Annotated in this window: 28 protein-coding genes; 14 read left to right on the top strand and 14 right to left on the bottom strand. The window is 68.4% G+C overall.

Going from position 1 to position 24,014, the window contains the following annotated elements; genetic code table 11:
- The first annotated feature begins 40 nt into the window (after positions 1-40).
- The 7 genes from Q0581_RS04015 (at position 41) to der (ending at position 6,261) form a co-directional block, all read left to right on the top strand.
- Entirely contained in the window at positions 41-445 is a 405-nt protein-coding gene (locus Q0581_RS04015) for a DUF6249 domain-containing protein (protein ID WP_298697795.1), read from the top strand.
- A gap of 25 nt (positions 446-470) precedes the next feature.
- Positions 471-1,025: a sigma-70 family RNA polymerase sigma factor gene (locus Q0581_RS04010; protein ID WP_298697793.1), complete on the top strand. Its 555-nt coding sequence runs from the start codon at positions 471-473 to the stop codon at positions 1,023-1,025.
- Positions 1,015-1,428, top strand: a complete 414-nt coding sequence (locus Q0581_RS04005) for a hypothetical protein (protein ID WP_298697791.1) — start codon at positions 1,015-1,017, stop codon at positions 1,426-1,428. Before Q0581_RS04010 ends, Q0581_RS04005 begins: the two co-directional genes overlap by 11 nt.
- Positions 1,429-2,265: a 3-methyl-2-oxobutanoate hydroxymethyltransferase gene (panB, locus tag Q0581_RS04000; RefSeq protein WP_298697789.1), complete on the top strand. Its 837-nt coding sequence runs from the start codon at positions 1,429-1,431 to the stop codon at positions 2,263-2,265.
- A gap of 80 nt (positions 2,266-2,345) precedes the next feature.
- On the top strand, positions 2,346-3,158 hold the full coding sequence (locus Q0581_RS03995; protein ID WP_298697787.1) for a tetratricopeptide repeat protein: 813 nt from the start codon (positions 2,346-2,348) through the stop codon (positions 3,156-3,158).
- 29 nt (positions 3,159-3,187) lie between these two features.
- Positions 3,188-4,618 (top strand): PQQ-like beta-propeller repeat protein, encoded by a 1,431-nt coding sequence (locus tag Q0581_RS03990; RefSeq protein ID WP_298697785.1) that lies wholly within the window; start codon positions 3,188-3,190, stop codon positions 4,616-4,618.
- Positions 4,619-4,638: 20 nt separating this feature from the next.
- Positions 4,639-6,261: a ribosome biogenesis GTPase Der gene (gene der, locus Q0581_RS03985; protein ID WP_298697783.1), complete on the top strand. Its 1,623-nt coding sequence runs from the start codon at positions 4,639-4,641 to the stop codon at positions 6,259-6,261.
- On the opposite strand, the gene Q0581_RS03980 is transcribed toward der, so the two are convergent.
- A complete protein-coding gene (locus Q0581_RS03980) occupies positions 6,258-7,010 on the bottom strand; it encodes an SDR family NAD(P)-dependent oxidoreductase (protein ID WP_298697781.1) in 753 nt (250 codons plus the stop codon). The genes der and Q0581_RS03980 overlap by 4 nt on opposite strands.
- A gap of 70 nt (positions 7,011-7,080) precedes the next feature.
- Between Q0581_RS03980 and Q0581_RS03975 the strand changes: the two genes are divergently transcribed.
- Positions 7,081-7,338: a CopG family transcriptional regulator gene (locus Q0581_RS03975; protein ID WP_298697779.1), complete on the top strand. Its 258-nt coding sequence runs from the start codon at positions 7,081-7,083 to the stop codon at positions 7,336-7,338.
- Complete coding sequence (locus Q0581_RS03970) at positions 7,335-7,652, top strand: type II toxin-antitoxin system RelE/ParE family toxin (protein ID WP_298697777.1); 318 nt, start codon at positions 7,335-7,337, stop codon at positions 7,650-7,652. The genes Q0581_RS03975 and Q0581_RS03970 overlap by 4 nt, the downstream gene beginning before the upstream one ends.
- On the opposite strand, the gene Q0581_RS03965 is transcribed toward Q0581_RS03970, so the two are convergent.
- The 12 genes from Q0581_RS03965 to Q0581_RS03910 form a co-directional block, all read right to left on the bottom strand.
- Complete coding sequence (locus Q0581_RS03965; protein WP_298697775.1) at positions 7,646-7,990, bottom strand: VOC family protein; 345 nt, start codon at positions 7,988-7,990, stop codon at positions 7,646-7,648. The genes Q0581_RS03970 and Q0581_RS03965 overlap by 7 nt on opposite strands.
- 6 nt (positions 7,991-7,996) lie before the next feature.
- On the bottom strand, positions 7,997-9,502 hold the full coding sequence (purF, locus tag Q0581_RS03960) for an amidophosphoribosyltransferase (protein WP_298697773.1): 1,506 nt from the start codon (positions 9,500-9,502) through the stop codon (positions 7,997-7,999).
- A 30-nt stretch (positions 9,503-9,532) separates the two neighbouring features.
- A complete protein-coding gene (locus Q0581_RS03955) occupies positions 9,533-10,120 on the bottom strand; it encodes a CvpA family protein (protein WP_298697771.1) in 588 nt (195 codons plus the stop codon).
- A gap of 547 nt (positions 10,121-10,667) precedes the next feature.
- Positions 10,668-12,032, bottom strand: a complete 1,365-nt coding sequence (gene radA / locus Q0581_RS03950) for a DNA repair protein RadA (protein ID WP_298697770.1) — start codon at positions 12,030-12,032, stop codon at positions 10,668-10,670.
- 73 nt (positions 12,033-12,105) lie between these two features.
- Positions 12,106-13,152: an alanine racemase gene (gene alr / locus Q0581_RS03945; RefSeq protein WP_298697768.1), complete on the bottom strand. Its 1,047-nt coding sequence runs from the start codon at positions 13,150-13,152 to the stop codon at positions 12,106-12,108.
- Between the two features lie 41 nt (positions 13,153-13,193).
- Positions 13,194-14,651, bottom strand: coding sequence for a replicative DNA helicase (locus Q0581_RS03940; protein ID WP_298697861.1), 1,458 nt, complete (start codon positions 14,649-14,651; stop codon positions 13,194-13,196).
- 152 nt (positions 14,652-14,803) lie between these two features.
- On the bottom strand, positions 14,804-15,190 hold the full coding sequence (locus Q0581_RS03935; protein ID WP_298697766.1) for a hypothetical protein: 387 nt from the start codon (positions 15,188-15,190) through the stop codon (positions 14,804-14,806).
- A 132-nt stretch (positions 15,191-15,322) separates the two neighbouring features.
- The gene (gene rplI, locus Q0581_RS03930) at positions 15,323-15,907 is read right to left on the bottom strand and encodes a 50S ribosomal protein L9 (RefSeq protein ID WP_298697765.1); all 585 of its coding nucleotides are present in this window, start codon (positions 15,905-15,907) and stop codon (positions 15,323-15,325) included.
- Between the two features lies 1 nt (position 15,908).
- The gene (gene rpsR / locus Q0581_RS03925; RefSeq protein WP_298697763.1) at positions 15,909-16,184 is read right to left on the bottom strand and encodes a 30S ribosomal protein S18; all 276 of its coding nucleotides are present in this window, start codon (positions 16,182-16,184) and stop codon (positions 15,909-15,911) included.
- A gap of 12 nt (positions 16,185-16,196) precedes the next feature.
- On the bottom strand, positions 16,197-16,586 hold the full coding sequence (gene rpsF / locus Q0581_RS03920) for a 30S ribosomal protein S6 (RefSeq protein ID WP_298697762.1): 390 nt from the start codon (positions 16,584-16,586) through the stop codon (positions 16,197-16,199).
- Positions 16,587-16,770: 184 nt separating this feature from the next.
- A complete protein-coding gene (locus Q0581_RS03915) occupies positions 16,771-17,505 on the bottom strand; it encodes an arginyltransferase (protein WP_298697760.1) in 735 nt (244 codons plus the stop codon).
- Positions 17,506-17,620: 115 nt separating this feature from the next.
- On the bottom strand, positions 17,621-18,523 hold the full coding sequence (locus tag Q0581_RS03910; RefSeq protein WP_298697758.1) for a flagellar motor protein MotB: 903 nt from the start codon (positions 18,521-18,523) through the stop codon (positions 17,621-17,623).
- Between the two features lie 166 nt (positions 18,524-18,689).
- Here Q0581_RS03910 and Q0581_RS03905 point away from each other — a divergent pair, with 166 nt between their 5' ends.
- The 3 genes from Q0581_RS03905 to Q0581_RS03895 are packed head-to-tail and all read left to right on the top strand — an operon-like array spanning position 18,690 to position 20,604.
- Complete coding sequence (locus Q0581_RS03905; RefSeq protein ID WP_298697756.1) at positions 18,690-19,196, top strand: flavin reductase family protein; 507 nt, start codon at positions 18,690-18,692, stop codon at positions 19,194-19,196.
- The gene (locus Q0581_RS03900; RefSeq protein WP_298697754.1) at positions 19,193-20,068 is read left to right on the top strand and encodes an NAD(P)-dependent oxidoreductase; all 876 of its coding nucleotides are present in this window, start codon (positions 19,193-19,195) and stop codon (positions 20,066-20,068) included. Before Q0581_RS03905 ends, Q0581_RS03900 begins: the two co-directional genes overlap by 4 nt.
- A complete protein-coding gene (locus Q0581_RS03895; RefSeq protein ID WP_298697752.1) occupies positions 20,008-20,604 on the top strand; it encodes a hypothetical protein in 597 nt (198 codons plus the stop codon). The genes Q0581_RS03900 and Q0581_RS03895 overlap by 61 nt, the downstream gene beginning before the upstream one ends.
- On the opposite strand, the gene hemB is transcribed toward Q0581_RS03895, so the two are convergent.
- Complete coding sequence (gene hemB, locus Q0581_RS03890; RefSeq protein ID WP_298697751.1) at positions 20,568-21,572, bottom strand: porphobilinogen synthase; 1,005 nt, start codon at positions 21,570-21,572, stop codon at positions 20,568-20,570. The genes Q0581_RS03895 and hemB overlap by 37 nt on opposite strands.
- 221 nt (positions 21,573-21,793) lie before the next feature.
- On the opposite strand from hemB, the gene Q0581_RS03885 reads away from it, so the two are divergent.
- A complete protein-coding gene (locus Q0581_RS03885; protein ID WP_298697750.1) occupies positions 21,794-22,933 on the top strand; it encodes an acyl-CoA dehydrogenase family protein in 1,140 nt (379 codons plus the stop codon).
- The gene (locus Q0581_RS03880) at positions 22,930-23,982 is read left to right on the top strand and encodes an enoyl-CoA hydratase/isomerase family protein (protein WP_298697749.1); all 1,053 of its coding nucleotides are present in this window, start codon (positions 22,930-22,932) and stop codon (positions 23,980-23,982) included. Before Q0581_RS03885 ends, Q0581_RS03880 begins: the two co-directional genes overlap by 4 nt.
- Positions 23,983-24,014: the final 32 nt, after the last annotated feature.

Genomic DNA, 24,014 nt, shown 5'->3' with positions numbered 1-24,014 from the left:
CACGCTGGGGCGCACATGATCCAAAGCGGGGAGTTCAAACATGGAAGACTTCATTCCGGTCATCGCCATCCTGTCGGTCTTCGGCACCATCACGGCCATCATCGTCGGCCCGACCTATTTCAAGACGCGCGAGCGCCGCGACATGCAGAAGACGGTGCGCGCCGCCATCGACAAGGGCCAGCCCCTGCCGCCCGAGGTGATCGAGGCCCTGTCGAACGAAGCGGCCCGCGCCCTGCCGTCGCGCACCCGCGACATCCGCCGGGGCATCATCTGGCTGGCCGTGGGCATCGGCACCATCGCCTTCGCCCTGGTGAAGGACTTCAACTCGGTCAACGGCGGCTGGGAAGACGGCGTCAGCAACGGCCTGCTGGGCCTGGCCTGCATCCCGGTGACCATCGGTCTGGCCTATATCGTCCTGAGCTTCTTCAACAAGAACAAGGACTGAGGCGCGCGGGCGAGGGGGCGACGGCATGGTTCCGTCCATCAGAGACCTGCATGACACCGAGCTGGCCGCCCTGTCGGCGGCCGGCGGGCGGCGCGAGTTCGGCGAACTGGTCCGGCGGCACGGTTCGGCCGTGCGCGGTCTGCTGCGCCGGATGGGCGCCGCGCCGTCCCTGGCCGACGACGTGGCCCAGGACGCCTTTTTGCAAGCGTTCGAGAAATGCGCCGAGTTTCGCGGCGACGGCCCCTTCGCGGGCTGGGTCAAGCGGATCGCGGCGCGGCTCTATCTGAAGCGCATCGCCCGCGAGGCCCGCTATGTCGATGCGATCGAGACGGATCAGGCGGCCCCGGCCGCCGATACGGACGGCCGCATGGACCTGGACGACGCCCTGAAGGGGCTGAGCGAGGTCGAACGTCTGTGCGTTTCATTGTGCCATGGCGCGGGTCTGTCCCACCCGGAAATCGCCGCCGCCATGGATTTGCCGCTGGGAACGGTGAAGTCTCATGTCAAACGTGGTCTGGATAAACTCCGCGCCCGGCTTCAGCCGCAGGCGCAGCCCGGGAGGACGGCCGATGTCGGCTGACGAGTTCGATCCCTTCGTCGAGCGTCTGTTCGCCCAGACGCCCCCCATGGCCGACGCCGATCTGTTCGCGCTGGAGGTGCAGGGGCGGTTGGCCAAGCGTTCGCGGGTGCGGACCGTGGTTCTGGGCGTGGCGGGCCTGCTGGGCGGGCTGACGGCTGTGCGCGAAGTGGCCGGCATGGACCTGGCGTTCGGCCGCGCCGCCATCGGCGGCGGCCAGATGACCGAAGGCGCCCGTTCAGTCGTGGCGGCGGCCCAGTCGGATATCCAGGGATCCCTGGATCAGATGGGCCTGGCGAACCTGAGCCTTGGATCGATGGGGGCGATGCAGCTATTCTGGCTGACGGCGGCGGCGCTGGTCGCCTTGCTGGCCGCCGGCGCCATGAAGCTGTCCCAGGAGATGTAGTTGTCCAGCCAGAAGCAGGAGACGGTCCGCCGGATCGCCGCACCCGACATCCTGGCGCGGAAAGGGGGCGAGCCGATCGTCTGCCTGACCGCCTATGACGCGCCGACGGCCGAGATCCTGGACGCCCATTGCGACCTGCTGCTGGTCGGCGACAGCGTCGGCATGGTGGTGCACGGCCTGCCCAATACGGTCGGCGTGACGCTGGAGATGATGATCCTGCACGGCCAGGCGGTCATGCGCGGCGCCCGGCGGGCCATGGTCGTCATCGACATGCCCTTCGGCAGCTATGAGGGCGGCAAGGAGCAGGCGTATGAAAACTGCGCCCGCGTGATGAAGGAAACGGGCGCGCAAGGGGTCAAGCTGGAAAGCGGCCCGACGGTGCCCCAGACCATCGACTATCTGGTCCAACGCGGCATTCCGGTCATGGGCCATGTCGGCCTGCGGCCCCAGGCGGTGCTGACCGACGGCGCCTTCAAGGCCAAGGGGCGCACCGAAGAGGAGCGCCTGCGCGTCATGGCCGAGGCCGAGGCCACCGCCGACGCCGGCGCCTTTTCGGTGGTGATCGAGGGCGTGGCCGAAGGGCTGGCGCGCGAGATCACGGCCGCCATCGACAAGCCCACCATCGGCATCGGCGCCTCGTCGGCGTGCGACGGCCAGATCCTGGTGGCGCCCGACATGCTGGGCCTGTTCGACTGGACGCCGAAATTCGTGCGCCGCTATGCCGGACTGCGTGGCGAAATCGACCGGGCGGTCGCCGAATACGCCGCCGACGTGCGCGCCCGCCGTTTTCCTGCCGAAGTCGAGACCTACTTCTCGAAAAAGCCGGTCCAGCCGTGATCGTCCGCGTTGCGGCGACGGTTGCAAGCCTCTAGGGTCGCGCCGGTTTTTGCTGTCAGCGGTTTTTGGGGCGACGTTCCGTGGTTGATGTCTTCGAGCAGGTCGAGGAAGACCTTCGTTCCGACCGCTATCGCCGCATGGCGCGCGTCTGGCTGCCGATCGTCGGCGGTCTGCTGGCCGTGGCCCTGGCGGCCGCCCTGGCCTGGTGGGCCTGGGACAGCTTCCAGACATCCAATGCGTCCAAGGCGTCGGTCGCCTATGACCGCGGCATGGAGGCCCTGCAGGCCCAGGACCTGAACGGCGCCAAGGCCGCCTTCGAGGAGGCCGCCAAGGTCGGCGGCGGCGCCTATCGCGTTCTGGCCCTGACCCAGCAGGCCGGTCTGGCCGTCCAGCGCGAAGACGTCCCCGAGGCCATCCGCCTGTATGACGAGGCCGCCAAGGCCTCGCGCGATCCGCTGCTGACCGACCAGGCCGCGCTGAAGGCCGCCTGGCTGGTGATGGAAGGCAAGCTGGACAACGCCAAATTCGCCGATGTGCAGAAGCGTCTGGAGCCCTTGACCCAGGAAGGCCGTCCGCTGCGTCCCTTCGCCCAGGAAGCCCTGGCCATGGCGCAACTGCAGATGGGCCAGATCCAGCCCGCGCGCTCGACCTTCGTCCAGCTGCAGCTGGGCCAGGACGTGCCCGAACAGGTGCGCCAGCGCGCCCAGGCCGGCATTGACACCATCGATTCGGGCACGGCGCCGGCCCTGGCCCGAATCGTGGACGAAATGGACCGCCTCGGCGTCCAGGTCGCTCAAGCTCAGGCGCAAGCCCAGGCCCAGGCCCAGGCCCAGGCCCAAGCTCGGGCGCAGACGAGCCAGGCCGCGCCTGCCGCCGCCGCGCCTGCCCAGTAACCGTTCGGAATAAGAGCGAAAGACCGCCCATGTCCCGCGTCCTGAAAGTCGCCCTGATCTGCGGCATGGCCGCCACGGTCGCGGCCTGCGGCACGGTTCGCCGCGCCCTGCCGTTCAACCTTGGCGGCTCCGAGGCCCCCACCGCCGTCGCCAGCCAGGGCGAGCGCATCTCGGTGCTGGATTTCGAACAGAGGCTGGCCCCGTCGGCCGCCCTGTCGGGCCGCGACTTCTTCCTGCCGGGGCCTCAGGCCGCGACCGCCTGGACCCAGCCGGGCGGCAACGCCGAGAATGCGGTCGAACATGTGATCGCCGCCGCCGACTTCACCGTCGCCTGGCGTCGTGACATCGGCGTCGGGTCCGGCCGCACCACCCAGGTGATGGCCCCCATCGTGGCCAACAACGGCCGCGTCTTCGTTCTGGACGGCGATTCGACCGTCACGGCGGTGGACGCCGCCACCGGCGCCGTCGCCTGGAAGGCCAGCGTCAAGCCGAATGAGCGCGAGCCGGGCTCCGGCGTTCTGGGCCTGCCGCTGATCAGCGGCGGCAGCGGCGCCGTTTCGGGCGGTTTCGGCGGCGGCGTGGCCGTGGCCGGGGACAAGGTGTTCGTCTCATCCGGTTATCGCACCATGACGGCGCTGAACGCCGCCACCGGCGCCGTGGTCTGGAGCCATCGTGTCGATGCGCCGATCCACGGCGCGCCGACCGTCGCAGGCGGACGGGTGTTCGTGGTCGATATCGACAACCAGCTGTTGGCCTTCGACGTCAATACCGGCGACCAGCACTGGACCTATCGCGGCATCACCGAGCCGGCCCGCGTCATGCGCGCCTCCAGCCCGGCGGTGACCGGCGACACGGTGATCGCGCCCTTCTCTTCGGGTGAAGTGGTCGCCCTGCGCGCCTCGAACGGGCAGCAGCTGTGGCAACAGGTGCTGAGCCGCACCAGCCGCACCAGCGCCCTGTCGGAAATCCGCGACATCGCCGGCCGTCCCGTCATCAGCCGCGGCAATGTCTATGCCGTCAGCCATTCGGGCGTGCTGTCGGCCATGGACATCCGCTCGGGCCAGCCGCGCTGGCAACTGCCGGTCGCGGGCGTCAATGCGCCCCTGCCGGCGGGTGATGTGGTGTTCGTCGTCTCCAAGGCGGGCGAACTGACCGTGGTCAACCGCGAAACCGGCCAAGTCTACTGGACCCGCGACCTGAACGAGGGTCGGGTGCGTCAGGAAGGCGGCTTCCTGGGCGTGTTCGACCGCACGGTGCGCCCCGACTGGGCCGGGCCGCTGCTGGCGTCCAACCGGCTGGTGCTGGTCAACTCGGATGGCGAACTGGTGGGTCTGAACCCCAAGACCGGTGCGGTCGAGGCGACCCTGCGACTGGGCGCGGCGTCCTACATCGCGCCGGCGGCCTATAATGGCGCGCTTTATGTGCTGACGGACAAGGGACAGTTGGTCAGCATCCGCTGATCGGCCTATAGGCTGACGTCATGGCATTGAAGGTCGCCATCGTCGGCCGCCCCAACGTGGGCAAGTCGACCCTGTTCAACCGGCTGGTGGGAAAACGGCTGGCGCTGGTCGACGACCGGCCGGGGGTGACGCGCGACCGCCGCTATGCCGACGGGACCATCGGCGATCTGGACCTGACCCTGATCGACACGGCGGGCTATGAGGACGTCACCGACGAAAGCCTGGAAGCCCGCATGCGCGAGCAGACCGAGGCGGCGATCGAGGACGCGGACCTGATCCTGTTCATGATGGATGCGCGCGAGGGTGTGACCGCCCTGGACCGCATCTTCGCCGACCGTCTGCGCCATCAGCACAAGCCGGTGGTCATGCTGGCCAACAAGTCCGAGAGCCGCGAGAGCGGCGGCGGCATCGGCGAGGCCTACGCCCTGGGCTTTGGCGAACCCGTCGCCATCTCGGCCGAGCATGGCGAGGGCATGGCCGATCTGTACGCCGCCATCGTCGCCGGTTCCGCCGACATCTTCGTCGAGGAAGAGGACGCGCCGGACAAGCCGATCCGCATCGCCGTCATCGGCCGCCCCAACGCCGGCAAATCGACCCTGATCAACCGCCTGATCGGCGAAGACCGCCTGCTGACCGGTCCCGAGGCCGGGATCACGCGCGATTCCATCTCGGTCGACTGGGTCTGGGAAGACCGCAACATCCGTCTGGTCGACACCGCCGGCATGCGGCGCAAGGCGCGGGTTCAGGAAAAGCTGGAGAAGCTGTCGGTCGCCGACACCATCCGCGCCATCACTTTCGCCGAGGTGGTGATTCTGGTCATGGACAAGGACGACGCCTTCGACACCCAGGATTTGCAGCTGGCCGACCTGGTCGAGCGCGAAGGCCGCGCCCTGGTCTATGTTGCGGCCAAATGGGACCTGGAGGACGAGCCCCAGGCGCGCCTGGCCAAGCTGAAGGCCACGGCCGAGGACAAGCTGCCGCAACTGCGCGGCTCGCCCTTCGTGGCCCTGTCGTCGCACTCGGGCCGGGGCGTCGAACGCCTGATGCCGGCGGTGATCCAGGCCTATGACACCTGGTCGGTGAAGGTGAAGACCAAGGATCTGAACACCTGGCTGGCCATGGCTGTCCAGCGCCACCCGCCGCCCGCCGTGGACGGCAAGCGGATCAAGCCCAAATACATCGCCCAGACCAAGGCCCGGCCGCCCACCTTCGTGATGATGGCCAGCCGCGCCGAGTCCCTGCCGGACCATTACAAGCGCTATCTGGTCAACAGCCTGCGCGAGAGCTTTGAGCTGCCCGGCACGCCGATCCGCCTGACCGTCAAGTCGGGCGGCGCCAACCCCTATGCCGAGGGCGGGGCCAAGTCGGGGCCGGAACGCTACAAGGGCGACGCCAAGACCGCCCCGCGCCGCGTCAAGAAGGCCGAGAAGGAAGAGGCCCTGTCCAAACTGCCCGGCAAGGCGCTGGAGCAGAAGAAGGCCCGCGTCGCCAAGCCCAAGGTTCTGGGCGCCCTGAAGGCCAGCGCCTCCAAGAAGGCCGGGTCCAGCGTGGCGATCCAGAAGGGCGCCCGCGGCGGGGCGCGGCAGGTGTCGCGCTCGGGGCGGATACGCACCGGCCAGAAGAGCGGACCGAAGAAGCGTTAAACCAGCGCCGCCGCCGTCGGGCCGGCCTGCCATTCGCTGAATTTGACGCTCAAGGGCGGGGTCAGGTCGGCGCGGGCCAGTTCGACGATCAGGGGGGCGATGTCCGACGGCGGGGGCAGGGCGGCCGGGTCCTCGCCCGGAAAGGCCTGGGCGCGCAGCTGGGTGCGCATGCGGCCCGGATCGACCACGGCGACGCGGATGGCGGTGCTTTCGATCTCGTCGGCCCAGGTCTTCATCAGCGCCTCGGCGCCCGCCTTGGTCGCGGCGTAGGCGCCCCAGAAGGCGCGCGGGCTGGCGGCGACGCTGGTGGTCAGGTGGATCACACGCCCGGCGTCCGAGGCGCGCAGAAGCGGCTCCAGCGAACGGATCAGGCGATAGACCCCGGTGAAATTGACCTTCTCGACCTTGGCGAACTCGCGCGGTTCGGCGTGGGCCACCGGCGTCAGGCCCGACGGCCCCATGATGGCCGCCGCCTGGACCCAGACGTCCAGCCGTCCGAACCGTTCGTAAAGGGCGCCGCCCAGCCGGTCGATGGCCCCGCCGTCCACCAGATCGAACGGGATCAGGGTTGCGTGCCGGCCCGTGGCGGCGAAGATGGCGTCGTCCAGTTCTTCCAGCCCGCCCTGGGTGCGGGCGGCAGCCACGACATGGGCGCCGGCCCGGGCCAGGCCCAGGGCGCTTTCATAGCCGATGCCGCGCGAGGCGCCGACGACCAGGGCGATACGGTCTTTCAGAGGCAGGTCCGTCATGGCGCGGTGGTAGGGATGGCTGAAGGTCCGGTCAATGTGTTACATTGTGATGCATTCGATGGAGCCGGACATGGCCAAGACCGCGACTTTGACCTTGCGGGTCAGCGAATCCCTGAAGGAAAAGCTGGGCCGCTATGCAGAGCAGACCCATAGAACCCCTTCGGCCGTAGCCGAGCGTGGACTCGAAGCCTTCCTTGACCGCGAAATGGAAATGCTGGAGGCGATCGAGCAGTCCCGAGCCGATTTCCGGGAGGGGCGAACCGTGTCCCATGAAGAGGCCATGGCGCGCCTACAGGCCACGATCGACCGGCACAGGGCGAAGATATGAGGTCCGTCCGGTGGTCGGATGCGGCCATCGACCAGTTGGACGCGGCCGTCGATTATCTCAGCGATCGCAATGCTGACGCGGCTCAGGTCCTCAAGGATCGGATCATGGACACGGTGGCGGCTCTCGCTACACGCCCGATCGGCCGCCCTGGCTATTGCGATGGAACATATGAAAAGGCTGTCCTGCATACCGCCTATGTCATCGTCTATTCGCTGGTCGGCGGCCCGGACGACGCCCTGCATGTCCATCGGGTCTTTCACACGGCCCAAAACTGGACCGGGTGGTCGCCAAACCCTGAAGACGAGGTTCAGTAACCCTCGGCCGATTGCCACAGGCTGAAACTGGTTCCCTGGTCGTCGCAGACCACGGCCGACAGGCCCGACGGACTTTGGGACGGAACGGCCGCCTTGCCGCCCAGTTCGACCACGCGGGCGCAGGCGGCCTGGATGTCGTCGACCCGGAAATACAGATTGGCGTATGACCCGGCCCGCTCGGCCTTGGTGAAGCCGAACTCCGGCGCGCCGCCGACGACATGGGCGTAGGTCGCATGGCTGCTGCCGTCATCGAAGGTCCAGCCGAACAGGGCGGCGTAGAAGGCGCGCGCCTTGTCGATGTCGGGGGTGTCCAGGGTGAAATAGCCGAGGCGGGTCATGCCCGCTTAAGCGCTCACCAGCAGGGAAAGTTGCCGACCCGAGGCGTCGCGCCCGCCCTCGGCGATTTCGCGGTCCAGCAGGCGGGTCGGATAGTCGCCGGTGAAATAGTGGTCGGTGAACTGGGGCGCGGCGTCATTGCGCCCGTCCTGACCCAGGGCGCGGTAAAGGCCGTCGACCGACAGGAAGCCCAGGGTGTCGACCTCCAGATACTGGCGCATCTCCTCCAGCGACTTCTGGGCGGCGATCAACTGCTCCCGTTCCGGCATGTCGATGCCATAGAAGTCGGGATACAGGATCGGCGGGCTGGCGGACCGCAGATGCACCTCTGCGGCGCCGGCGGCGCGCACGGCCCGGACCAGCTTCACGGAGGTGGTGCCGCGCACGATGGAATCGTCGATCAGCACCACCCGCTTGCCGGCCAGGGCGGCCTTGTTGGGGCTGTGCTTCATGCGGACGCCTTTTTGCCGGGCGCCCTGGCTGGGCTGGATGAAGGTGCGGCCCAGATAGTGGCTGCGGATGATGCCCATCTCGAACGGGATGCCGCTTTCGTGGGCGTAACCCAGGGCCGCCGGCACGCCGGAATCGGGCACAGGCACCACGATGTCGGCCTCAACCGCGTGTTCGCGGGCCAGGGCGCGGCCCATGGCCTTGCGCACCTCATAGACCGAGCGGCCGTCCACCACCGAATCGGGGCGGGCGAAATAGACGTATTCGAACAGGCAGGGCCGGGCGGCGCGGGCCGGGAAGGGCTTCAGCGAGGTCAGGCCGTCCTCGTCGATCACCACCACTTCGCCGTGTTCGATGTCGCGCACGAAGTCGGCGCCGATCATGTCCAGGGCGCAGGTCTCGGACGCCAGAACCCAGGCGTCGCCCGCCTTGCCCAGCACCAGCGGGCGGATGCCCAGCGGGTCGCGCGCGCCGATCATCTTCTTGGTCGTCTGGGCCACCAGGGCGTAGCCGCCCTCGATCTGGCCCAGGGCGTCGATGAAGCGATCGACGATCTTGGCCTTACGGCTGCGGGCGATCAGATGCAGGATGACCTCGGAATCCGACGTCGACTGGAAGATGGCGCCTTCGCCCACCAGCCGGTTCCGCAGGTACAGGAAGTTGGTCAGATTGCCGTTGTGAGCGATGGCGATGCCGCCGGTGTCCAGGTCGGCGAACATCGGCTGGATGTTGCGCAGGAAGCTGCCGCCCGAGGTGGAATAGCGGGTGTGGCCCACCGCCGCCGGGCCGGGCATGCGGCCCGACAGATCGGCGCCGCCGAAGGCTTCGCCCACCAGGCCCATGTGCCGCTCGGTATGGAACCGGTCGTCGCCGACGCTGGCGATGCCACAGGCTTCCTGGCCGCGGTGCTGCAGCGCGTGCAGGCCCAGGGCGACGATGGAGGACGCCTCGTCCGCCGCGGCGCCCCAGACGCCGCAGACGCCGCATTCCAGACGGGGACGGTCGTCGTCGGCGTCGCGCTCATGCGGGCGATGCACGACGGGATCGGCGATGTGGTGGATCATCGACGTCGTCTCCGGTCAGCCGGGCAAAACTCAGGATGGCGGCGAGTTAGTCCCCGATTGGGGCCGGGGCAAGGCCCTGTCGCCGGAAAACCCTTCGCGGGCGGATGAAGCGACGACGGGCGACACCGCGTCCATGCCCCGGCCGATGCCCGGCAGAATGGTCTGGATCAGGCGGGCCGAGCCGGCGCTGATCTTGTAAAGACGCGCGTCGGTCAGCCAGCGCGGGGTCTTTTCGCCCGGCATGGCGGCGACCACGACCAGATGGATGGCCCCCAGCAGCACCAGCGCCCGCGCCGCGCCCACGAAGACGCCGATGACCCGGTCCACCCCGCCCAGGTGCGGATGGGCCTGGGCCTTCTTCGACAGCTGCGAGCCGAACAGGCGCACGCCCCAATACAGCGCCAGGAAGCTGACGACCGCCGCCAGGATTGACCCGGCCCAGTCGGGATCGACCAGCCCCCGCCCGATCGGCGCCGTCAGCGGCAGGGCGATCAGGGCGACAAAGGCCGCCAGCACGAAGCTGAGCAGGGTGATAACCTCGCGCACCCCGCCGCGCACCCAGCCGGCGGCGGCCGAGGCCAGGATCAGAATGACAGCCAGGGCGTCATAGCCGGTCATGCGATCTTCCCTCTCCTCATCCGACTAAACCAGTTCCGGGTAGCCCTGATGCATCGCCAAAAATCTGGATCTATGGCGACGTTATCTCTGTCTATCTGGATGCCATCGGCTTTGAGTTTCCGGTCCATGTTTCCAATAGCTTCGCGAGCTCTCGTCCTCGCATTGTCCAGTACAGCTAGATCATTGCCTGGATTTCTGCGCTGATCGATCATCTCAGCGGTATCCCAAAGGAGTCGGACTTGGAGTAAGTCGTTAAGCCAGGATGTCGGCGTCACCGCTGTGGTGTCGATCGCATCCAGTCCGAATTTGGTGCTAGACCAATCAGATGCGGCTCTAGTCTGGAATTTCCCTTCGGTTATATTTTGCGCAACATCTTCGACAAATCGAAACGCAAAGTAAGCCAGATTTCGGTGAGCAACTCTGTTGGAGATACGTCTCGCCGTGTCCGCCCGTTGGGATATAAGAAGCGCGGCTAGTGCGACCAAGGCCGAGGTCGCAGCTATCCCATTTCCAATATCAGCCCGGACAACCTCAATCATCGAAGCCTTCAATAGCGGCTTTCGGAGATTCTTTCGACGGCTTCGGACAGGCGGGTCACGGCGGTGACGCGCGCGGCGCCGGCCTTGCCGTTCAGGGGCGGGGACAGGGCCTGGTCGAAGCCCAGCTTCATCGCCTCGCGCAGGCGCGCCTCGGCCCGGCCGACGGCGCGCACCTCGCCCGACAGGCCGATCTCGCCGAAGACGACGCAGCCTTGCGGCAGGGGCATGTCGGTCGCGGATGAAATCAGGGCGGCGGCGGCGGCCAGGTCGGCGGCCGGTTCGTTGACCCGCAGGCCCCCCGCCACGTTCAGATAGACGTCCCGGTCCCCGAACCCCAGGCCGCACCGCGCCTCCAGCACCGCCAGAACCATGGCCAACCGCCCGGAATCCCAGCCGACGACCGCTCGGCGCGGCGTGCCGTATGCGCTGGGCGCCACCAGGGCCTGGATCTCGACCAGCACGGGCCGCGACCCTTCTATGCCGGCGAAGACGGCGGCGCCGGGCGCGCGCTCCTTGCCCTCGCCCAGGAACAGGGCCGACGGGTTGGCCACTTCGCGCAGGCCGCTGTCGCCCATTTCGAACACGCCGATCTCGTCAGTGGCGCCAAAGCGGTTCTTGCCCGCGCGCAGAATGCGGAACGGATAGCCGCGCTCGCCCTCGAAGGTCATGACGGCGTCGACCATGTGTTCGACCACGCGCGGCCCGGCCACCTGTCCGTCCTTGGTGACATGGCCGACCAGGATGACGGCCGGCCCGCCTGCCTTGGCCAGGCGCACCATCTCGGCGGCGCAGGCCCGGACCTGGACGATCGACCCCGGCCCGGCCTCGTGCACGTCGCTCCACAGGGTCTGGATCGAATCGATGACCACGATGTCGAACCGCTCGCGCTTCAGCGTCGACAGGATTTCGCGCAGGGCCGTGGCGCTGGCCAGTTCGACCGGCGCCTGGGCCAGACCCATGCGGCGCGCGCGGCTGCGGATCTGTTCGATGGCCTCTTCGCCCGAGATATAGGCCACCCGCCGTCCGGCCAGGGCCGCGCGGGCGCAGACCTCCAGCAACAGGGTCGACTTGCCCACCCCCGGATCGCCCGACAGCAGGATGGCCGAACCCGGCACCACGCCGCCGCCGCACACCCGGTCGAACTCGGCCACCCCGGTGACCAGACGCGGCGGTTCGGGGTTTTCGGACTGGAGGGTCTCGAAGTTCAGGCCGCGTGAACGGCTTGTCGCGGCGGGCTTCAGGGCGCCGGGCGGGGCGCTGCGGGCCTCTTCGACGATGGTGTTCCACTGGCCGCAGGCGGCGCATTGCCCGGCCCATTTGCCATGCACCGCCCCGCAGGATTGGCAGACGAAGATCGCAGAGTCCTTGGCCATGAAGACAGGCTTACAGGATCAGCATCGGCCGGGGCAGGGGGCGCAGGCCGGCTTGCGACCGATCCTGACGCCGTCAGTCGACGTAGACGCGCGGCACCCGCCGGCTGATGCTGGTCAGCAGCTCATAGGCGATGGTCCCGGCCGCCTGGGCCGCGTCGTCCAGCAGGCGGTGCGCGCCATACAGTTCGGCCGCATCGCCGACCGCGACGTCCAGGCCGGTCACGTCCACGGCGCAGACGTCCATCGACACCCGGCCGACGATGGGGCGCAGTTCGCCGCCGATCCAGACCTGGCCCGCGCGCCCGCCGGAATAGGCCCGCAGCACGCCGTCGGCATAGCCGGCCGCGACCGTGGCGACCCGGCGCGGCGCCTCGGCCACGAAGCCGCGCGAATAGCCGACGCTGTCTTCGGCCGGCACGTCTCGCACCTGCAGCACATCGGCGCTCAGGGTCGCCACCGGGGCGATGCGCGGATCGGGCCGCCCCTCGGGGCCGCCGCCGTACAGGCAGACACCCGGCCGAACGGCGTCGAAAGCATAGTCCGGGCCCAGGAAACACCCGCCCGAGTTGGCGAACGAACGCACGGCGCCCGGATAGCGCCCGGCCGCCGTGGCGAAGGCGTCACGCTGGCGCCGGTTCATCGGCTGGGCCGGATCGTCGGAACAGGCCAGGTGGCTCATGACCAGCGTCAGCCCCTCGAATGACAGGGGCGCCTCCTCGGGACGGAAGCCCAGTCGGTTCATCCCGGTGTCGATCTGGACGCCGCAGGCGCCGCCGCCCGCCGCCCGCCAGTCGGCCAGTTGCACGCCATGGTTAAGCACCGGACGCAGGTCCGCCGCCTTCAGGTCCTCGGCCGTCCCCGCGACGCAGCCGTCCAGCACATAGATGACGGGTGCGCTCCCCAGCGCCTGCCGCAGAGCCACGCCCTCGGCCGCGCGGGCGACGAAGAAGGTCCGCGCGCCCTCGGCCATCAGGCGGCGCGCGATGGGGATCGCCCCCAGGCCATAGCTGTCGGCCTTGACCACCGGATGCACCGGCGCCCCGGCGATGGCGCCGACGGTGTGGAAATTGCGGGCCAGGGCGGCCAGATCGACGGTGAGGCGGGCGGGGGAAGGGGCCATGCCCGCCCACTATGCCGCAAGTGCGAAGCGATGCGAAAGCGTCAATCGTTACCGTAGCTGTCGTAACGCCCGTCGCGCGCCAGATTGCCGAACCGCACCGTGTCGTCGTGGAAGGACATCTTGACCGTGCCGATAGGGCCGTGGCGCTGTTTGCCGATGATGACCTCGGCGGTGCCGCGCACGGCGTCCATGTCCTGCTGCCACTTCAGGTGTTCTTCGGTGCCCTCGCGCGGCTCGCCCCGGCTCAGGTAATAGGCCTCTCGATAAACGAACATCACGCAGTCGGCGTCCTGCTCGATCGAGCCGGATTCGCGCAGGTCCGACAGCTGGGGCCGCTTGTCGTCGCGCTGCTCGACCTGACGCGACAGCTGCGACAGGGCGATGATCGGCACCGACAGCTCCTTGGCCAGGGCTTTAAGCCCGCCGGTGATCTCGCTGACCTCCTGCACTCGGTTCTTCTGGCTGTTGCCTTCGCCCGTGGTGATCAGCTGCAGATAGTCGACGATGATCAGGTCCAGCCCATGCTCCATCCGCTTCAGCCGCCGCGCGCGGGCCGCCAGCTTGGAGATGGACAGGCCGCCGGTGGCGTCGATGTACAGCGGGCTTTCCCCGATCTCGACCGCGGCATCGCGGATGCGGCCGAAGTCGGCGGCGTCGATCTCGCCCTTGCGCAGCTTGTCGGACGACACGCCCGAGGCGTCGGCCAGAATACGCATGGCCAGCTGTTCGGCGCTCATTTCCAACGAATAGAAGGCGACCACCCCGCCGGACACGGTCTTGCGCCCCTCCGGCGCCGGCTCCCAGCGATAGTTGCGCGCCACATTGAAGGCGATGTTGGTCGCCAGGGCCGTCTTACCCATCGACGGGCGTCCGGCCAGGATCAGCAGGTCCGACGGGTGCAGTCCGCCCAGCTTCTGGTCCAGATCGTCGAAATAGGTGGCCAGGCCCGCCAGCTTGCCGTCGCGCTGATACGCCTCGCCCGCCATCTCGACCGCGCCGGCCAGGGCGTTGGAGAAGCTGACGAAGCCGGACGACGGCTGGCCCGTCTCGGCCAGGGTGTACAGCGACTGTTCCGCCTGTTCGATCTTGTCCAAGGCCTGGGTTTCGGGGTCCGGCGCATCCTTGATGATCTCGCCGCCGATGCGGATCAGGTCACGGCGCAGGGCCAGGTCATAGACCACGCGAGCATAGTCGGGGGCGTTGGCGGCCGGGGGCGCGCGGTCCACCAGATCGGCCAGATAGCGCAGGCCGCCGAACTCCTGGAACGCCGGGTCCTGCTTGAACCGCTCCATCAGGATGGTCGGTTCGGCCAGCAGGCCCTGGCGGATGTGGTCCTCGATGGCGTCATACAGGCGCTGGTGGAACGGCTCGTAGAAATGCGCGCCGCGCAGCCGGTCGGACAGGCGCTCGAACACCGCATTGTCGAACATCAGCGCGCCCAGAAGCGCCTGCTCCGCCTCCAGATTGTGGGGCAGGGACGGGATGGACGCGGGGTCCATGCCAGGGTCGAACGGTATGGGGGCGAGCAGGGTCATCGGTTAACGCAATACCCCTGACAGACCCCTGCGACAGGATCGGTGGCGCCCTCTGTCGTGGACAGAATCAGCCTTCTGGGGACAGGCCGAAAATCCCTATGCGGATCAGTCGGCGCTTACGCTCGGCAGGGATAGCCGTCGACCAGCCAGGCGCGGAAGCCGTCGCGCACGCTCATCCGCGCGCGACGTGGCTGGGGGATGGCGTTCAGGAAGCGCAGCACCTGCTGGGCGTTGACCTGGATCTTCTCGGGCGGGCAGGCGCCGTTGGGGCGACCGGCGGCCTGGGCGGTGCGGGCTTCCTCGACCACGGCGCCCATGGCAGTGCTGGCCTCGGTCATCAGGCGGCGGGCGCTGGGGCGCAGCATGGCGGTGGCGTTCATCGGGATGCGGTTCGCATCGGCGACGAAGGCGTCCAGGGTGCGGGTCGGCTGGGCCGCCGCCGGCATCGGCGCGGCGATGGCGGCGCACAGGGCGGCCAGAACCAGAAACAGACGACGGATCATGCGTTTTCCCTCCCGATGACGCGCCAGCTTGACCGCGTCCGTATGGCCGAACAAGGGCGGCCGAATTGAAAAGGGGCGCCGTGGTTTCCCACCGCGCCCCTTCGCATCAGATCGCCAGAGCGATGAAGCCGATCAGGCCTCTTCGCCCAGGTTTTCCTGCTGACCGGCGCCGCCGGCCAGCATGTCGGCGGCGGCTTCTTCGGCCGCGGCGCGCTCTTCAGAGAATTGCGCGGCGATGACGTCTTCGCCCTTGGCCTGACGCTCGGCTTCTTCGGCCGAACGGGCGATGTTGATCTTGACCTTGGCGGTGACCTCGGCGTGCAGGCGGACCGGCACTTCGTGGACGCCCAGGGTCTTGATGGCGACGTTCAGGACGACCTGCGAACGCTCGACCTTGCCGCCTTCGGCCTGGATGGCCTCAGCGACGTCGCGGCCCGCGACCGAACCGTACAGCTGGCCGGTTTCGCCGGCCTGACGGATCATGACGTAGGTCTGGCCGTCGATCTTGTCGGCGACCTTCTGGGCATCGGCCTTGTTCTTCTCGTTGCGGGCCTCGATGGCGGCGCGCTCGACTTCGAAGGCTTTCAGGTTGGCGCTGGTGGCGCGACGAGCCTTGTCGCGCGGCAGCAGGAAGTTGCGGGCGAAGCCGTCCTTGACGGTGACGACGTCGCCGATGGCGCCGAGGTTCTCGACGCGTTCAAGCAGAACGACCTTCATCTTACTTCACCACATAAGGCAGGAGGGCCAGATAGCGGGCGCGCTTGATGGCCTTGGCCAGTTCGCGCTGCTTCTTCTGGGAAACGGCGGTGATGCGCGAGGGCACGATCTTGCCGCGTTCGGAGACGTAGCGCTGCAGCAGCTTCACGTCCTTGTAGTCGATCTTCGGCGCATTGGCGCCCGAGAATGGGCACACCTTGCGGCGACGATAGAAGGGGCGACGAGCCGGGCCAGAGCCGACCGGAGCGCCCGGCACGGGAGCGTTGGTGTCAGTCATGTTCCAGGTCCTTTAGGCTTCGACTTCGGCGTCGGCGTCTTCACGCGGGCCGCGTTCACGTTCGCGCTCGCGTTCCCGCTCGCGGCGGGCCAGCAGCGGCGACAGCTCCAGGTCCAGTTCTTCGACGCGGACGGTCAGCCAGCGCAGGACGTCTTCGTTGATCGACAGCTGACGCTCGACCTCGGCCATGGCGGCCGGGGGGGCGTCGACGGCCAGCAGCGAATAGTGCGCCTTGCGGTTCTTCTTGACCCGATAGGTCAGGTTGCGCAGACCCCAGTATTCGATCTTGGCGACCGAGCCGCCGCCGGCTTCGATCAGGCCCTTGATGGTGTCGTTCAGGGCTTCGGCCTGTTGCGCGCTGATATCCTGGCGCGACATGACCGTGTGCTCGTACAGAGCCATTCGTCATCTCCCTTTGCGGAGGTCGGCGAGATGCGGCCGGGTAAGCCGAAGCCCGATGGTTCTCGATGCGGCGAACGGGATGATCCCGCCCCTTTGACGTTCCGCGAAAGAGACCGACGTCCTGGAAAGCGGGCGCGTATAGGGGAAAAGCGGCGTGGGGGCAAGGCGCGACGGGCCTGTTCCCTTACTCCACGCGCATCCAGCCCAGGGGCTTCAGCATCTCCATGGGGCGGAAGCGGGCCTTGTAGTCCATCTTGGGCGAGCCTTGGACCCAGTAGCCCAGATAGACATAGGGCAGGCGCACGGCCGCCGCCTGGCGCAGGTGGTCCAGGATGGCGAACACCCCCAGGCTGCGCTTCTCCAGCGCCGGATCATAGAAGCTGTAGACCATCGACAGGCCGTCGTTCAGCAGGTCGGTCAGGGCGCAGGCCACCAGATCGCCGGGGCCGCCGTCGTGGGACGGCAGGCGGTATTCGATCAGATGGGTGCGCACGGCCGTGTCCTCGACCATGGCGACATAGTCGGCCCAGCCCATGTCGCTCATGCCGCCGCTGGGGTGACGCCCCTCCAGATAGCGGCGCAGCAGGTCGAACTGCTCGGGCGTGGCCTCGGCCTCGACCAGGGATCGCGACAGGTCGGCGTTGCGGGCCAGCACCTTGCGCTGCCCGCGCGAGAAGGCGAAGTCGGCCACCGGCAGGCGCACCGACACGCAGGCGGCGCAGGTCTCGCAGGCGGGGCGATAGGCGATGTTCTGACTGCGCCGGAAACCGGACTGGGTCAGTTCGTCATTGACATGCGCGCCATCGGAAAACGGCAGGTTGGCGAACACCTTCCGCTCGGTCTGGTCCGGCAGATAGGGACAGGGCGCGGTCGCCGTCAGATAGAATTGCAGCTGTCGGTGCGGGATGTGCCGGGTCATGGCCGCAGACCCTGCGGACCGCGTGGCGCGCACTGTGCCGAACGACGCTTCATGGCGATGATGTGAGGCCGTTTCGGCCCCGGCCGCAAGGTGTGGCGCCTTGCAGCCGAAACGATCACAGGCTGGTGTCCGTGGGCAGGACCGGCGCCTCGCGCAGCAGGACGATGGCGATGCGGCGGTTGCCGGCCAGGCTGGGGTCGTCGGGATACAGCGGATCGGACCCCGCCTTGCCCGACACCTGATAGACCCGGTCGGGATCGACGCCCGCGCCCTGCAGCACCAGGCGCGAGGCGTTGGCGCGCGCCGACGACAGGGTCCAGTCGTTCGGCCCGGAAGCGCGCCCGGACCCGGCCGCCGCGCTGGTGTGACCGGTGATGGAGATGCGGTTGGGCAGCTGGTTGATCACCCGCGACACCGCCCGCAGCAGCAGATTGGCGCGCGCGTTCGGCCGGCTGGAGTTGGTCTCGAACATCGAGCGGCCTTCCTGATCGACCAGCTGGATGCGCAGACCCTCGGGCGTCTGGTCGACGATCAGCTGACGCGACAGCTCGGCCAGTTCCGGCATGGACTGCATGGCCTGACGCAGGGATTCGGCGGCGGAGGCGAACTCGGCCGCCTCGCGCCGGGCGATCTCTTCACGCAGGGCCTGTTCCGAGGCGGCGGCCAGGTTCGAGCTTTGGCCCGCGTCCTGGGGCGCGTCCGGCGGCGCCTCGGGGGCCAGCTGGTTGATGACCGACATCGAGCCGGACCCCTTGGCCCCGTCGTCGCCCAGGGCCGTACCGCCCAGGATGCCGCCCGAACCGCTGGTGGTCTGGCTGACGCTGGCGGGGGCGAAATATTCGGCGATGCCGCGCTTCTGCTCCGGGTCGGTGGTGTTGATCAGCCACATCAACAGGAAGAAGGCCATCATGGCGGTCACGAAGTCCGCATAGGCCACCTTCCAGGCGCCGCCATGGTGGCCGCCGCCGGAGACCTTCTTGATCTTCTTGATCAGGATCGGGCGATCGCTGGCGGACATTCGGGGCACACGGGCGCAAGGGGAAGAACAGGCTTAATGATCGCGCCGGGCCGTTAAGAAGGCGTTTGCGATAATCGGCCCTGGCGTCTTGGTTTGGCGCCCCCCTGATTGGCGCCCCCCGACCGGCGCTCTTGCCGCGTGGCGGGGGCTGGCCTAGGGGACGGGAGTGTCCGACGCCCCTGTCCCTTCCGAACTTCGCCGCGCCTATCGCGACGCCCTGGGCGTCTTTTCGACCGGCGTCTGCGTGGTGACGGCCCATACGCCGGACGGGGCGTTCGGCATCACGGTCAACTCCTTCACCTCGGTCTCGCTGGACCCGCCGCTGGTGCTGTGGTGCCTGGACCAGGCGTCCGAGCGGCACGATCTGTTCGCCGCCGCCGACCGGTTCGCCGTCCATGTGCTGCCGGTCGAGGATCGCGAGATGTCCGACCGTTTCGCCTGGGGCGTCTGCCGCCTGTCGCCGGACGAGTTCGACACCGAAGACCCGGCCCCGCCGCGCCTGAAGAACGCCTTGGCGCGGCTGGACTGCACGACCGAACAGCGCGTGCCCATGGGCGACCATCTGACCATCGTCGGGCGGGTGCAGGCGTTCGACAGCCGGGCGGGCGACGCCCTGACCTATTACCGGGGCCGCTATGGGGTGGCCGTCGATCCGAACGGGGCGTCCGAATGACCATCGCCTTCGCCGGCCTGGGCGTCATGGGCGCCCCGATGGCCCGACACCTGATCGGCGCAGGTCACGCCGTCACCGGCTATAACCGCAGCCCCGACAAGGCCCGCGCCTGGGCCGATGCGACCGGCGGCCGCTTCGCCGCCACCGTGGCCGAGGCGGCCGGTGGCGCGGACATCCTCATCCTGTGCGTCGGCAATGACGACGATGTGCGCCAGGTGGTGACCGAGGCCCTGCTGCATCTGGCGCCCGGCGCGGTGATCGTGGACCACACCACCACCTCGGCTCGCGTGGCGCGCGAGATGGCCGATCTGGCGGCGGCGTCGGGCCGTGCCTTCATCGACGCCCCGGTGTCGGGCGGACAGGCGGGGGCCGAGAACGGCACGCTGTCGGTCATGGCCGGGGGCGATGCGGACGCCCTAGGCAGGGTCCAGCCGGTACTGCGCGCCTATGCCAAGGCGGTCCAGCACATGGGACCGGCCGGGGCGGGCCAGCTGACCAAGATGGTCAATCAGATCTGCATCGCCGGGGTGGTGCAGGGCCTGGCCGAGGCGGTGCATTTCGCCGAAAAGGCCGGGCTGGACGCCGACGCCGTCTATCAGGCCGTGTCCAAGGGCGCGGCGCAAAGCTGGCAGATGGACAACCGCTGGGCCACCATGGCCGACGGTCGGTTCGACTTCGGCTTCGCCGTCGACTGGATGCGCAAGGATTTGGGCCTGGTGCTGGACGAGGCGCGGGCCAACGGTTCGCACCTGGCCATGACCGCCCTGGTCGATCAATTCTATTCCGAAGTGCAGTCCATGGGGGGATCGCGATGGGACACGTCGAGCCTGGCGGCCCGGTTGCAGCGCCGGTCAAACGACGCCGCCGACTGACGCCCATCTGGCGTGAAGGCCAGGCGCCGCATCCGGTCTGGGATCTGTGGTGGGCGCTGAAAAAGCGCTTCAGCCTGGTCGGCGCGCCCGCCAGCTGGTTCGGTACGCCCGGCGCCTGGACCTATTTCGGCAATGACTTCGTCACCGGCCTGCGCCGCAACGGCTCGACCCAGGACGCCTTCGACCTGATGGACGCGCGGCCCGATCTGGTCGAGGCGGTGCGCGACCTGGCCCTGCTGAACCTGAAGCGGCAGGAACAGATGTTCCAGTTCATCGCCCTGCTTTACGTCTCGGTGCCGGTGACCCTGGTGCTGGGCATGGCGCAGCTGATGCCCCAGGCGCTGATCCGCCTGGCCACCGAACAGAGGACCGGGACCATGATCCTGGTCGGCGCCCTGACGGTCGGGGCGCTGGTCTATCTGGTGGGCATGTGGCGGGCGCGACAACTGGTGTCGGTGATCGAGCTGTGGCGGATCGAGCGGGGACCTGTGAAGCCGGCTCAGCCCAGCCGACGCGCCGCCTCGGGCGCGAAATAGGTCAGCACCCCGGCGCAGCCTGCGCGCTTGAACGCCGTCAGGGTCTCGATCATGGCCCGGTCGCCGTCCAGCCAGCCGTTGGCGATGGCGGCCTGCATCATCGCGTATTCGCCCGACACCTGATAGGCGAAGGTCGGCACCTTGAAGGTCTCGGACACGCGCCGCACGATGTCCAGATAGGGCAGGCCCGGCTTGACCATCACCGCATCGGCGCCCTCGGCGATATCCATGGCCACTTCGCGCAGGGCCTCGTCCGAATTGGCGAAATCCATCTGATAGGTCTTCTTGTCGCCGCTCAGCATCTTCGCCGACCCCACCGCGTCGCGATACGGTCCATAGAAGGCGGAGGCGTATTTGGCGGCGTAGGACAGGATGAGGGTGTCCTGAAACCCATTGGCCTCCAGCGCCTCGCGGATCGCCTGGACCCGGCCGTCCATCATGTCGGACGGCGCCACCACATCGGCCCCGGCGTGGGCCTGGATGAAGGCCTGTTCGGCCAGCCGCTCCAGGCTGGCGTCGTTCAGAACGCGCCCGTCCTCGACCACGCCGTCGTGGCCGTGGTCGGTATAGCAGTCCAGCGCCACGTCGCAGATGACGCCGATCTCGGGCGCGGCGTCCTTGATGGCCTTGATGCAGTCGGGGATCAGGCCGTCCGGGTCGGTCGCGCCCGTGCCCACGGCGTCCTTGGTCGCCGGATCGACATTGGGGAACAGGGCCACCGCCGGAATGCCCAGATCGCGCGCCTCTTTCGCCGCCTCGGCCGCCGCCCTGGGCGACAGGCGGAAGACGCCGGGCATGGAGGCCACCGGAACGCGGTCCTCGGCGCCGTCATGCACGATCAGCGGCCAGATCAGATCGGCGGGCGTCAGGGTCGTCTCGGCCGTCAAGCGCCGCACCCACGGGCTGGCCCTTAACCGGCGCGGCCGGGCGAGCGGGAAGGGGGCGGGGGCGAACGGCTGCGTGGTCATGGGGCGCTCCATATCGCCCTTCTCCCGCTGGGAGAAGGTGGCCTGGCGCGAGCCAGGTCGGATGAGGGTCGGCTGTATCCGTCGGCGTGAGCCGTGGCGGAACAGCCAACCCTCACCCTTGCGCGCCAGAACGACGGCGTCGCCGCCGTGCGCTCAAGCCCTCTCCCATCGGGAGAGGGTAGGGGGTAGAACCCCGCGCAAAGACTCGAAGGAAACGCCCCATGGACTTCGCCCTGACCGACGACCAGCGCGCCATTCAGGACGCCGCCCGCGCCTTTGCAGCGGCCGAGCTGGCGCCGCACAGCGCCGAGTGGGACGAGACCAAGACCTTTCCGGTCGACACCCTGCGCGCCGCCGCCGAAATGGGCTTCTGCGGCATCTATGCGGGCGAGGAGCACGGCGGCATGGGCCTGGGCCGGGTTGAGGCGGCGGTGATCTTCGAGGAGCTGGCGGCCGGGGACGTGTCGACCGCCGCCTTCATCTCGATCCACAACATGTCCACCTGGATGATCGACCGGTTCGGGTCCGACGACCTGCGCGGCCGCTATGTCCCGGCGCTGACGGCAATGGACAGGATCGCCAGCTATTGCCTGACCGAGCCGGGTTCCGGCTCGGACGCCGCCGCCATGCGCACCACGGCGGTGCGCGACGGCGACCATTGGGTGCTGAACGGCTCCAAGGCCTTCATCTCGGGCGCGGGGACCAGCGATGTCTATGTGGTCATGGCCCGCACGGGCGAGCCGGGGCCGAAGGGGATTTCAGCCTTCGTCGTCGATCTGGGGACGCCGGGCCTGAGCTTCGGCGCGCAGGAGAAGAAGATGGGCTGGAACAGCCAGCCCACCGCCATTGTCAGCTTCGACGACTGCCGCATCCCGGTCGCCAATCTGCTGGGCGACGAAGGGGCGGGCTTCCGTTACGCCATGATGGGTCTGGACGGCGGGCGGTTGAACATCGCCGCCTGTTCGCTGGGCGGGGCGCGGCTGGCGCTGGAGACGGCCCAGGCCTATGTCGCCACGCGAAAACAGTTCGGCAAGGCGCTGAACGAGTTTCAAAATACGCAATTCAAGCTGGCCGACATGGCGACCCAGCTGGAGGCGGCGCGGTTGATGGTTCTGCGCGGCGCCTGGGCCATCGACACCGGCCATCCCGAGAAGACCAAATGGTGCGCCATGGCCAAGCGGCTGGCCACCGACGCCTGTTTCCAGATCGCCGACGAGGCGCTGCAACTGCATGGCGGCTATGGCTATCTGAAGGACTATCCGCTGGAGCGGATCGTGCGCGACCTTCGGGTGCACCGCATCCTGGAAGGCACGAACGAGATCATGCGCGTCATCACCGCGCGGGAGATGATGCGCGGATGAGCGACGAACCCGAAATCCTGACCCGCGTCGAAGCCGGCGTCGGCCGCATCACCCTGAACCGGCCCAAGGCGCTGCATGCGCTGAACCGGGGCATGTGCGAGGCGATGATCGCGGCGCTGCTGGACTGGCGCGCGGATGAGGCGGTGAAGTCGGTGCTGATCGACCATGCCGGCGAGCGCGGCTTCTGCGCCGGGGGCGACATCCGCATGATCGCCGAAAGCGGCGCGGGCGATGCGGCCGAGGCCCGGCGCTTCTTCGACACGGAATACAAGCTGAACCACCTCTTGTTCACCTATCCCAAGCCGGTGACGGCCCTGGTGGACGGCATCGTCATGGGCGGCGGCGTGGGCATCAGCGAACCGGCCGAGGTGCGCATCGCCACCGAACGCACCACCTACGCCATGCCCGAGACGGGGATCGGCCTGTTCCCCGATGTGGGCGGCGGCTGGTTCCTGCCGCGCCTGCCGGGCCAGACGGGCGTCTGGATCGCCCTGACCGGCGCACGGCTGAAGGCGGCGGACACCGTCTTCCTGGGCATCCACACCCACTATCTGCCGACCGATGCGCTGGAGGCGTTCCGCGCCATCCTGGCCACCGATCCGGCCCACCCGGCCGACATCGCCGACGGGCTGGAGGATGACGCAGGCGAGGCGCCGATCGAACCGCATCTGGAGGCCATCGACCGCCTGTTCGCCCATGACACGGTCGAGGCGATCTTCGCCGCGCTGGAGGCCGAAGGGTCCGACTGGGCCCAGGCGCAGCTGGCGATCCTGAAGACCAAATCGCCCCAGTCGCTGAAGGTGTCGCTGCGCCAGATCCGCGCCGGCGCCGCCCTGACCGACTTCGCCGACAACATGGCCATGGAATACGCCCTGGGCGGCCGGGTTGTGCGCACCCACGACTTTCAGGAGGGCGTGCGCGCCGTGATCGTGGACAAGGACAATGCGCCCCGGTGGTCGCCCGCGACCCTGGACGGCGTCAGCGACGCCGACCTGGACGCCCTGTTCGCGCCCCTGCCGTCCGATCAGGCGTGGCGTCCGCTGGATTGAGCTTGCGTCGCGGGTGAAACAGCGTCCCTATC

It is taken from the genome of uncultured Brevundimonas sp. (assembly GCF_937863155.1).
Taxonomy (GTDB): domain Bacteria; phylum Pseudomonadota; class Alphaproteobacteria; order Caulobacterales; family Caulobacteraceae; genus Brevundimonas.
Note: the sequence above shows the minus strand (reverse complement) of the source record. Positions and strands in the feature narration are given on the sequence as shown.